Source organism: Gluconacetobacter entanii (genome assembly GCF_013155425.1).
In the GTDB taxonomy this organism is placed as follows: Bacteria; Pseudomonadota; Alphaproteobacteria; order Acetobacterales; family Acetobacteraceae; genus Novacetimonas; species Novacetimonas entanii.
In genome coordinates this window covers 73,902-83,575 of sequence record NZ_JABJWD010000047.1, presented here as the reverse complement: position 1 = coordinate 83,575, position 9,674 = coordinate 73,902, and the positions used below count along the sequence as shown (strand labels likewise).

Sequence of the window (9,674 nt, the reverse complement as noted above, 5' to 3'; positions counted from 1 at the left end):
TAAATATGAAAAGTGTCATTTCACATGTGCATATTGGCGACGGCAGGACGCATGGCGCGCATGTTTGATCATAATTGCATGAAATATCACACGAAAAATCAAACTCCCGTCCTGCCTATGGTGACATATAAAACACATGTGAATCGTTAATTGCCGCGAAGTACGTCCATGGAAGATGATTATTGACAGGTTTCGCGGGCGTGACCTAGAGTATTAAACGATCTTGAATGGTTTAATTATCCCCCGTCCGGCCGCCATGCCGCGCGGCTGTCTGCGGGGGGATGTCCGTCATGCGTGACGCCGCCGGGGAAGACCTGTTCCATGAAGCCATCATTCCTTTCGAACCGCCGTGGTTTCCTTCAGGCCGGGCTGGGCTGTGCCGCGCTGCTGGCGGGGCGTCCGCGCGCGGCGTGGGCGGCGACGACGCTGCTGAACGTGTCCTATGACCCGACCCGCGAACTGTACCAGGAGGTCGATCGCACCTTTGCCGCGCAATGGGCGCGCACGCATGGGGGGGCTGCGGTGATGGTGCGGACCTCCCACGGGGGATCCGGCGCGCAGGCCCGTTCGGTGCAGGAGGGCGCGCCCGCCGACGTGGTGACGCTTGGCCTGGCCTATGACATCGACATGCTGGCGGCGACCGGGCTGCTGCCCGCCAACTGGCAGGGGCTGCTGCCGCACAATTCGACCCCGTTCACCAGTACGATCGTCTTTCTGGTGCGCAAGGGCAACCCGAAAGCGATTCATGACTGGCCCGACCTGATCCGCGACGGGGTGCAGGTCATCACCCCCAACCCCAAGACATCGGGCGGCGCGCGGTGGAACTACCTCGCGGCATGGGGCTGGGCGCTGCGCCAGCCGGGCGGCACGCCGGACACGGCGCGGGCGTACCTGCGGGCGCTGTTTTCCCACGTCCCGGTGCTTGATACCGGCGCGCGGGGCGCGACCAACAGCTTCGTGCAGCGCGGGACCGGCGACGTCCTGCTGGCGTGGGAGGACGAGGCCCTGATGGCCGCGCGCGACATCGGGCCGGACCAGTTCGACATTGTCGTGCCGCCGCTGACGATCCTTGCCGAACCGCCCGTCGCGGTGGTGGAGCGCAATGCGAAGGCGCATGGCACGCTGGAAATTGCGCGCGCCTACCTTGATTTCCTGTTCACCGATGCGGGGCAGCGGATCGGGGCGAAACATTATTTCCGCCCCGTCACGCCGTCCATCCTTGCCGAAAACCGCGCGACCTTTGCCGATACCCGGACGTTCGACATCGCAGCCCTTGGCGGCTGGACGCAGGTGCAGAAGACGCATTTCGCCGATGGCGGCGTCTTTGACGGCATCTATGCCCGATGACACCCGGTCGTGACGTGACGGCGGGGGGCCTGTTCGCGTGGCGCGGGCGGCGGCAGGGCCTGCCGGGCATGGGTGTCGGGCTGTCGCTGACATTCGTGTGGCTGGGCGCGCTGGTGGTGCTGCCGCTGGTGGCGCTGCTGGCGCGGCCCTGGGCGGAGGGATTCGGCAGCGGGATCGCCGCCTTCGGCCATCTGCTGCATGACGGGCGGATGGGGGCGGCCCTGCGGGTCAGCTTCGTCTGCGCCCTTGTGGCGGCGGCGCTCGATGTGGTGGCGGGCGTGGTGATCGCATGGGGACTGGTGCGCGCGCGGGTGCCGGGATGGCGCGTGATCGACGCGCTGGTGGAACTGCCGTTTGCGCTGCCGACCGCCGTGGTGGGCATCACGATGGCGACGCTGTATGGCCCGCATGGCTGGATCGGTGCGCCGCTGGCCCGTGTGGGGGTGAAGGTGGCGTTCACGCCGGCGGGCATCATTGTCGCGCTGATGTTCGTGGGGCTGCCGTTCGTGGTGCGCACGATCGCCCCCGTGCTGCGCGCCCTCCCGCCCGAGGCGGAGGAAGTGGCCCGCACCCTTGGCGCGACGCGTGCGCAGGTGGTGGCCCGCGTGGTGATGCCCGCGCTGTATCCCGCGCTGCTGACATCGTTCGCCATGGCGTTCGCACGCGGCGTCGGGGAATATGGCTCGGTCATCTTCATTGCGGGGAACCAGCCGTTCCATACCGAAATCGCCCCGCTGCTGATTGTCATCCGCCTGCAGGAATATGACACGCAGGGGGCCAGCCTGATCGGACTGGTTCTGGTGGGGATCGCGATGGTGTCGCTGGGTCTGATTGCATGGCTGCGCCATCATGTCGGGCGTGGCGGTGGCGGGGGCGCGGCATGAGGGCGGATATGACGGACCGCGCCGGGCGGTGGGCGTTCGCCGCCCTTGTCTGGGCGCTGGTGGGGATCATGGTGCTGCTGCCGCCGGTGATGGTGTTCGCCGCCGCCCTGTCGCATGGGCTGCGCCCGGCGTGGGACGCCCTGTGCGATCCCGATGCGCTGTCGGCCATCCGGCTGACGATGGTCATCACCGCGCTGGCGGTGGCGATCAACAGCTTTTTCGGCGTGATGGCGGCGTGGACGCTGGCGCGGTTTTCGTTTCCGGGGCGCGGGCTGGTCATCGTGCTGGTGGAACTGCCGCTCAGCGTCTCTCCGGTGGTGGGGGGGCTTGTGTGGCTTCTGGTGTTCGGCACGCAGGGATGGTGGGGGGCGGCGCTGGAACGCTGGGGCTATCCCGTCATGTTCGCGCCGCCGGGCATCCTGCTGGCAACGCTGTTTGTCACCTTCCCCTATGTCACGCGCACGATGATGCCGATGCTGCGCCATATGGGCCGCGCGCAGGAGGAAGCGGCCATGACGCTGGGGGCGGGGATGTGGCGGGTGCTGTGGCATGTCACGCTGCCCGGTGCGCGCGCGGCGCTGGTGTCGGGGGTGCTGATGACCACGGCGCGGGCGATGGGCGAATTCGGCGCGGTGTCGGTGGTGTCGGGCCATATTCCCGGCCTGACGGAAACGATGCCGCTGCATATCGAGACACTGTATAACGGATACCAGACGGTCGCGGCCTTTGCGATGGCGGCGCTGCTTGCGCTCATGGCGATGGCGGTGGTCGCGGTGCGGGGCCTTGTGGAACGCGCCGCCGTGTCGATGGGGGATGCCGCATGAGCGTACGCCTTGAAAACCTGACGCGCCGGGTGGGGGGACGCCCGATCGTCGATGACGTGTCGCTGGACGTGGCGGAGGGCAGCTTTACCGCGCTGCTTGGCCCGTCGGGCGCGGGCAAGACGTCGCTTCTGCGCATCATTGCCGGGCTGGACCCGCATGATTCGGGGCGCGTGCTGCTTAATGGGCAGCGCGTGGACATGCTGGAGGCGCGGTCGCGCAATATCGGCTTCGTGTTCCAGAACTATGCCCTGTTCGACCACATGACGGTGGCGCGCAACATCGCGTTCGGCCTGTCCATCCGCCCGCGCCGCATCCGCCCCGATCGTGCGCGGATCGCCGCACGGGTGGAGGAACTGCTGGAGCTGATGCACCTGCCGGGCATGGGCGGGCGGTATCCGCACGAACTGTCGGGCGGGCAGCGCCAGCGTGTCGCACTGGCGCGCGCGCTGGCGACGGGGCCGCGCGAGCTGCTGCTGGATGAACCGTTCGGCGCGCTGGACCCGCTGGTGCGGCGCAGTATCCGTGGCTGGCTGCGTGAACTGCATGACCGGCTGGGGCTTACGACCATCCTTGTCACCCATGATCGGCACGAAGCCAGCGAACTTGCCGACACCATCGCCCTGATGCGCGACGGCCGCATCGTGCAGGCCGGCACCCCGCAGCAGTTGCACGACGCGCCGGCCACCCCGTTCGCCATGGAGTTCATGCATGACGTGACCCGCCTGCCCGGACGGGTGGCGAATGGCGCGTTCATCGCGGACCTGCCGGACATGCGTCCCGTCGCGGTCAATGGCGGGGACGGCCCGGCAGAGCTTCTGGTGCGGGCGGCCGATGTGCGCCTGCTGCCGGGGCAGGGGGCGGCGACGGCGTGGCTGCGCCAGGCCAATGGGCCGATCGGTACATTCGATGTCATGAGCGGCCCCGATACGCTGCGCCTGGAAAGCGTGGTGCCACCGGGGGGCGGGCGCATCGTCGTGAACTGCGCGCTTGACGCCGCCGCCGGACGGGTGGCGCGTGACGGGCGGTGGCTGGAGGGGCGGGATGCGGCGCTGGAACCTGTGCGGGGGCGTGGGGTGGTGTGACGGCGTCTGTGCCTCAGGGGCATTGCCCCCGAACCCCCACCAAAGGGCATTGCCCTTTGGAAACCATGACTTCTGGCGAAACAGGGGTGGGGGGGCGTACATAAAAAACGCACGCCATGGGGGCCATGGCATGCGCGAAGTGGTCGTCTGCGCCCCCGGGGGCCGGGGCTGTGTTCCTCCCCTGCGCGCCTGAAGGGCGGCGGGGAGGAACGGCAGGGGGGACGGAATTGAGGCTCCGTCTCCTCCGGTCGCAGGGGGGTCAGATCTTGTTGATCGTGCCCTTGACGCTACCGACGGCCTTTTCGGCCTGTCCCTTCAGCTTCTGGGCCATGCCCCGGGCTTCGAGATCCTCGTTGCCCGTGGCCTTGCCGACGGTTTCCTTGATGGAGCCCACGGCCTTGTCGGTCGTGCCCTTCAGCTTGTCGGTAAATTCACCCATGATGATGGTTCCTGATTTCCTTGGGTTCGTGCCCGCGCCCCGGGGGGGGTGGACACGTCTGCTGGCGTGATCGTCGCGATCGGCCATACGGGGTCAACGCCATGGCTGGCGTCGGGTTGCATGGATGCGAAAAAATAACGCACCCTTTATCATGGTGTCCCATGTATTGATTGAAGGTTAATTTCCCGACAGGAAATGATGGTCGGTATTCATGGCGGACATGTCATGAAATATGCCGCCGGTTACACATGGCATGCGGCCCCGTTACTGGCGCATGGGCACCGGCGCATGGATGCATGCCTGCATGCCCGGCCCCGGACGGGGATTTCCCATGCCGGGGCCTGCCTGCTTACCAGTAGGGATAGACCGGCGGCGGAGGCGGCGGCGGCGGTGGCCCGTAATAGCCGCCCCATACCGGCGGCCTGTGCCAGATGCGTGGCGGCGGCCCGCGCCAGCCACGGCGTTCGTAACGCGGACCATGGTGGTAACCCGGCGGCATCGGCCGCGCCACCGCCAGGGCGGGGGCCAGACCCACCATCAGCGCCAGCGCGCCAAGTATCGTTTTTTTCATCCTGCATTCTCCACTAACGGGTCTGCCGGGTGACATATCACAGGGCCATTGCGGCAGGAGTGGGGAAAGATCACGGCAAGATCGCGCGTCGTGCCCTGTCCCGCCGTCCATGACCGCAGGGAATGTCGTGCATCCGGCCCACCTGCGCGGACGGCGCGGCCGCATGCTGGCGCGCCACACCGTTCAGCGCATGACCATCTGCAACACCACAAGGAACGTCAGCGCCACGGCGATGGAAATCACACCCTGTATGATCTGTTCTTTCATCCTGTATCAGGCTCCCCGGATCTGTGGTGGCGCGCATGGTGGCGTGGGGGCGGCCATATGACAACCTCCCGCCTGCCATCGCGCCCGCCACCGGGGGGGAACCTACCATCCGCGTCCACCGCCGGGGCCATGGCCATATCCGCCGCCCGGCCCACCGCGCCCGCCATAATATCCCCCGCCGTAATACCCGTCGCGGCGGTGGTGGTGGTGCCAGTCCCGCCCGCCATAGCATCCCGCCAGGGAGACAAGGCACAGCATGAGCGCCAGTGGACGTATGGCCGGACGCAGGGCTGAACGCACGCTGCCGGCCTGCGCGGGAGTGGCGCGGGTGTCCCGCCCCCGCGCAGGGACCTGCGTGGGGGTGGGAAGGGTGTGGAATGTCGTCATGATGATCTTTCTCCCATGGTCCGTCATGGACCCAGTAGAAGCACAGGGGCAACGGATGGTGGCGCGCAGGGTTGCCGGTTTCGCGCACAATCCCCTATCCCTGTTCGCCGGGATCGCGCCTGCGTGCCGGCCTGCCCTGACGTCCGTATCCGGCGCCGTGAACAAGGAACCCTGCTGACATGCCAGTGGAATATGGCGGATATTTGCCCGACGACCGGCGCGGCCCCCCCGGTGGACCGCCGAGTGGACCGTCCGGTGGGCTGCGGCGGCGGCAGGTGGCGACGCGACTGGTGTTCCTTGTGGTCGGCTTTGCGCTTGCGGCGTGGGGGCCGCTGGTTCCGTTCGCACGGGCGCGGGCGGGCCTGTCGTCGGGGGGGCTGGGCCTGCTGCTGCTGTGCCTTGGGCTGGGGTCGGTGGTGGGGATGCCGCTGGCGGCGCGCCTGCTTGCGCGCGTGGGGTGCAGGCGGGTGCTGCTGGTGGCGTGCGCGCTGCTGTGCCTGATGCTGCCGGGGCTTGCGCTGGCCTCCACCGCCGCGACGCTGGCGGCGTGCCTGCTGCTGTTCGGTGCGGCGATGGGGGCGATGGACTGCGTCATCAACGTGCAGGCCGTCGCGGTGGAACATGAAAGCGCGCGGCCCATGATGTCGGGATTCCACGGCATGTTCAGCGTCGGCACGCTGCTTGGCGCCGCGGGGGCCAGTGGCGGCCTGGGGCTGGGACTGTCGCCCGCCGCCATTTCCGCTGCCGTCGTGGCGTGTGTCGGGGGGACGACCGCGCTGGCGGCGGGCGGCCTGCTTGGCCCGCAGGATGCGATATCCCCACCCCCGCGGCAGGCGGGGGCGCGGCGCCTGGTCCTGCCGCACGGGGTCGTGCTGCTGGCGGGGGCGATGTGCTGTGTCGCGTTCCTGGTCGAGGGGGCGGTGCTGGACTGGAGCGCCGTTTTCCTGTCCACCGCACGGCACCTGCCGCCCGCGCGGGCGGGGGCGGGGTATGTGGCGTTCTGCGCCATGATGGTCGCGGGCCGCCTGTCGGGGGACGCCATCGTGCGGCGCATGGGCGATGCGTGGGTGATCGGCATGGGTGCGGCCTGTGCGGCGACGGGGCTGGCGCTGGTCGTGATGGTGGCGGCCCCGTGGGTGGCGTTTGGCGGGCTGGCGCTGATGGGGGCGGGATGCGCCAATATCGTGCCGGTCCTGTATGGCGCGATGGGGCGGCAGCGCGTCATGCCCGTCGCCGCCGCCGTGTCGGGGGTCACGATCATGGGCTATGCCGGGATCCTGATCGGTCCCGCGCTGATCGGGATGGTCGCGCAGTACAGCAGCCTGTCGGTGGCGTTCATGATGCTGGCGGCGCTGCTGGCGCTGGTGGGCATGGGCGCGCGGGCGGTCACGGGCCCCCGCGCGCGTGGATCCTAGAAGTTTCCGGGAAGTTTCCGGCCATGTTTGCCTTCAGTTGCCCGTGGCGCGGTCGATGCTGCGTCCCGCCTTTTCCGCCGGGCCCTTGGGCGGGTCGAATGTGTCCTGCACCTTGTTGCCGAATTTATCCAGCTTCTCGCCCGCTGTCTCGTGATGGCGCTTGCACCCGGACAGGCCGGTACAGGCCAGCGTCAGCGACAGCATCAGGACGGTCATCGTGCGTGTTCGTGTCATGAAGGAGGCTCCTGCTGGGGGAACATCGAAAACGCGCCGCCTGCCGCCGGGTTGCGTTCAGCTTTGCCCGTCCGGCGGGCGTGCCGCGACGGGCGGCGTGGCCTGCGTCACGCCGCCGGGGGTGTCGGTGCCCGGCGGGGTGAACATCGCCCGGCAGCGTGGCGACAGGCGATCAATCTTGCGCTGCATGCACGCGGTGATGCGTTTTTCATCGGGGATGGAGGTCGCGCACAGGCGCAGCGCATCGCCCTGGCACGCGCGGGCCTGCTGCTGGCGGGTATGTTCGCGCGCCCATGCGCCCGGCGCCGTGGCAAGCAGCAGGCCGCCAAGCAGGACTGTCCCCCGGAATGAAAAGCGTCGCATCACCTGTCCCGTTTTCCCTTGTCATGGTCGTGCCGATGCCAACGCCCGGGAAACGGACGGGTTTGGTATGGCGGAAAAACGTGACAGGCCGGTTTTTCAAGGGAACGGAAGTTTCTGGATGCCGCCTTTTTTGAAAAAGGCGGCGTTCCTCAAGGCTTTTTTCCGTTTTACAGGATGCCGCCCGCGATCGGCAGGTTTACGCCGGTCATGTAGCTTGAATCCTCGCCCAGCAGGAATTCGACCACGCCGGGGATTTCCTCGATATTGCCATAGCGGCGCATCGGCACGCTGCCGATCATCTGCTTCGCCACTTCCTTGGGGTCGGTGGAGAAATACTGGCTGCCGACCTTCGCCTGCAGTTCCACCTGCCGGTCCCACATCATGCCCGGCCCCATGAAGGCGGGGCTGATGGCGTTGACGCGGATGTTGTACGGCGCAAGGTCCTTCGACGCCACCTCCGTCAGGCCGATGATCGCGAATTTCGATGCGCCATAGGCCGCCATGTTCGGCGGTCCCTGCACGCCCGCCATGCTGGCGGTATTGACGATGCGGCCGAACCTGCGCGCGACCATGTGCTGCGACACCGTGCGCAGGACATGGAACGCGCCACGCACGTTGATGTCCATGACCCGGGCGAAGTCGTCCTCGGGATACTCCTGCACCGGCGCGAACGCCCCCTGGTATCCGGCATTGTTGAACAGGAAGTCGATGGCCCCGAATTCCGCCACGACCGCCGCCACCGTATCGCGCACCGCCGCAATGTCGGTGACGTCGCACACATACGAACGCGCCTTCACCCCATGCGCGGCCACGGCCTTTTCCGCCGCCTGCAACGCCTGCGCATTCATGTCGAGCAGCGCCACCGCCGCGCCAGAGCGGGCCAGCCGGTGCGCGCAGGCCAGGCCGATATTGCCCCCCGCCCCGGTCAGGAGTGCCACCTTGCCGGAGAATTTCGCGGATTTTTCAGTCATTTCACGTCCCTGGTCATGTCCATGGGTCAAAAGAGGCCGGTTTTCGCAGGCAACTCATCGCCGCGCGGTCTGTTGACACCGTATGGATGGGATAACCCATGTCAACACGGTCCGTTCAATACGGGCCATGTCGTCAACACGGATCACATGGGAGGCGCCTTTGGGACGCATCATGAAAATCACCACCGCTGTCGTCCTGCTTGGCGCGCTGTCGGCGTGTGACAAGCCAAAGCCCGGTGGCGGCGGGTCGGACGATGGCGGCGGCCCCGGCGTCAGCAGCAACGGCACGCCGCAGAAATAGGGCGCCGTCCCCCGAATCCCCGAACTTCTGGTCATTCTGAACAGGGAGTGTCCGATGCGACACGCCACGATGCGTCTTGCCTGTCTTCTTGCGGTCTGTGCCGGGCTTGCGGCCTGTGGCGGGCGGCATGCGCCCCCGCCGGGTGGTTCCAGCTATCCCAACGGCGTGGGCGGCGTGGGCGGTTCCCCACAACAGTCCGGCGCCGGTCCCGGCAGTGCGGGCGGCCCCGGCATGTAGGGGCCGCGGTTGACATTCTTATGATCGGGGATGGGGCGAATTCATGAAAAATCCACATTCCACAGGCCATGATTGCGATATGTTATGTGCCTGTGGGGATTACGTTGCCCCTGCATGACGGAGGTTACGCCATGAAACGCTCGATCCGCCAGATTCCACGCGAAATCCGTGATGAGTGGAAGCAGACATTGCTGCATGCATGGGACCGTACGGGCCGTCCGGTCCTGCGGGAATGGCCATCGCAGACAGCCGTGAAAGCAGTGGTGGAGGACGCGGCGCGTCACGAATGTGGCTGCGCCGTCCCCACGGGCGCATAGCCCGACCGGAGAATCACAAGAAAGTTTCTGACGGG

General features: G+C 67.3%; 16 protein-coding genes. 10 read left to right on the top strand and 6 right to left on the bottom strand.

The features are described from left to right. Window positions 1–321: 321 nt before the first annotated feature. The 4 genes from HNH97_RS09155 to HNH97_RS09140 are packed head-to-tail and all read left to right on the top strand — an operon-like array spanning window position 322 to window position 4,137. Complete coding sequence (locus HNH97_RS09155) at window positions 322–1,347, top strand: sulfate ABC transporter substrate-binding protein (protein WP_110914023.1); 1,026 nt, start codon at window positions 322–324, stop codon at window positions 1,345–1,347. Next, window positions 1,344–2,231: a sulfate ABC transporter permease subunit CysT gene (gene cysT / locus HNH97_RS09150; RefSeq protein WP_171790675.1), complete on the top strand. Its 888-nt coding sequence runs from the start codon at window positions 1,344–1,346 to the stop codon at window positions 2,229–2,231. The genes HNH97_RS09155 and cysT overlap by 4 nt, the downstream gene beginning before the upstream one ends. 8 nt (window positions 2,232–2,239) lie before the next feature. Then, window positions 2,240–3,055: a sulfate ABC transporter permease gene (locus tag HNH97_RS09145; protein ID WP_171790674.1), complete on the top strand. Its 816-nt coding sequence runs from the start codon at window positions 2,240–2,242 to the stop codon at window positions 3,053–3,055. Then, a complete protein-coding gene (locus HNH97_RS09140; RefSeq protein WP_171790673.1) occupies window positions 3,052–4,137 on the top strand; it encodes a sulfate/molybdate ABC transporter ATP-binding protein in 1,086 nt (361 codons plus the stop codon). The genes HNH97_RS09145 and HNH97_RS09140 overlap by 4 nt, the downstream gene beginning before the upstream one ends. Window positions 4,138–4,396: 259 nt before the next feature. On the opposite strand, the gene HNH97_RS09135 is transcribed toward HNH97_RS09140, so the two are convergent. Both HNH97_RS09135 and HNH97_RS09130 read right to left on the bottom strand, forming a co-directional pair. Continuing rightward, window positions 4,397–4,576 (bottom strand): CsbD family protein, encoded by a 180-nt coding sequence (locus tag HNH97_RS09135; RefSeq protein WP_110914020.1) that lies wholly within the window; start codon window positions 4,574–4,576, stop codon window positions 4,397–4,399. Between the two features lie 349 nt (window positions 4,577–4,925). Continuing rightward, a complete protein-coding gene (locus HNH97_RS09130) occupies window positions 4,926–5,147 on the bottom strand; it encodes a hypothetical protein (protein ID WP_110914019.1) in 222 nt (73 codons plus the stop codon). A 109-nt stretch (window positions 5,148–5,256) separates the two neighbouring features. Between HNH97_RS09130 and HNH97_RS09125 the strand changes: the two genes are divergently transcribed. Continuing rightward, entirely contained in the window at window positions 5,257–5,475 is a 219-nt protein-coding gene (locus tag HNH97_RS09125; RefSeq protein ID WP_171790672.1) for a hypothetical protein, read from the top strand. Window positions 5,476–5,516: 41 nt separating this feature from the next. On the opposite strand, the gene HNH97_RS09120 is transcribed toward HNH97_RS09125, so the two are convergent. Beyond that, window positions 5,517–5,801, bottom strand: a complete 285-nt coding sequence (locus HNH97_RS09120; RefSeq protein WP_110914018.1) for a hypothetical protein — start codon at window positions 5,799–5,801, stop codon at window positions 5,517–5,519. Here HNH97_RS09120 and HNH97_RS09115 point away from each other — a divergent pair. After that, on the top strand, window positions 5,800–5,979 hold the full coding sequence (locus HNH97_RS09115; RefSeq protein WP_171790671.1) for a hypothetical protein: 180 nt from the start codon (window positions 5,800–5,802) through the stop codon (window positions 5,977–5,979). The genes HNH97_RS09120 and HNH97_RS09115 overlap by 2 nt on opposite strands. 1 nt (window position 5,980) lies before the next feature. Continuing rightward, a complete protein-coding gene (locus HNH97_RS09110; RefSeq protein WP_171790670.1) occupies window positions 5,981–7,216 on the top strand; it encodes an MFS transporter in 1,236 nt (411 codons plus the stop codon). A gap of 33 nt (window positions 7,217–7,249) precedes the next feature. Here HNH97_RS09110 and HNH97_RS09105 read toward each other — a convergent pair whose 3' ends face one another. From HNH97_RS09105 to HNH97_RS09095, 3 genes are all read right to left on the bottom strand, one after another. After that, complete coding sequence (locus HNH97_RS09105; protein WP_227744461.1) at window positions 7,250–7,450, bottom strand: hypothetical protein; 201 nt, start codon at window positions 7,448–7,450, stop codon at window positions 7,250–7,252. Window positions 7,451–7,507: 57 nt separating this feature from the next. After that, the gene (locus tag HNH97_RS09100) at window positions 7,508–7,813 is read right to left on the bottom strand and encodes a hypothetical protein (protein ID WP_244949375.1); all 306 of its coding nucleotides are present in this window, start codon (window positions 7,811–7,813) and stop codon (window positions 7,508–7,510) included. Window positions 7,814–7,980: 167 nt separating this feature from the next. Then, complete coding sequence (locus HNH97_RS09095; RefSeq protein ID WP_171790669.1) at window positions 7,981–8,784, bottom strand: SDR family NAD(P)-dependent oxidoreductase; 804 nt, start codon at window positions 8,782–8,784, stop codon at window positions 7,981–7,983. A gap of 172 nt (window positions 8,785–8,956) precedes the next feature. On the opposite strand from HNH97_RS09095, the gene HNH97_RS18175 reads away from it, so the two are divergent. From HNH97_RS18175 to HNH97_RS09085, 3 genes are all read left to right on the top strand, one after another. Further along, window positions 8,957–9,085 carry a hypothetical protein gene (locus HNH97_RS18175; protein ID WP_261310160.1) on the top strand — a complete coding sequence of 43 codons (129 nt, stop codon included), beginning with the start codon at window positions 8,957–8,959 and terminating at the stop codon, window positions 9,083–9,085. 54 nt (window positions 9,086–9,139) lie between these two features. Then, window positions 9,140–9,322 carry a hypothetical protein gene (locus HNH97_RS09090; protein ID WP_110914014.1) on the top strand — a complete coding sequence of 61 codons (183 nt, stop codon included), beginning with the start codon at window positions 9,140–9,142 and terminating at the stop codon, window positions 9,320–9,322. A 131-nt stretch (window positions 9,323–9,453) separates the two neighbouring features. After that, the gene (locus HNH97_RS09085; RefSeq protein ID WP_171790668.1) at window positions 9,454–9,639 is read left to right on the top strand and encodes a hypothetical protein; all 186 of its coding nucleotides are present in this window, start codon (window positions 9,454–9,456) and stop codon (window positions 9,637–9,639) included. Window positions 9,640–9,674: the final 35 nt, after the last annotated feature.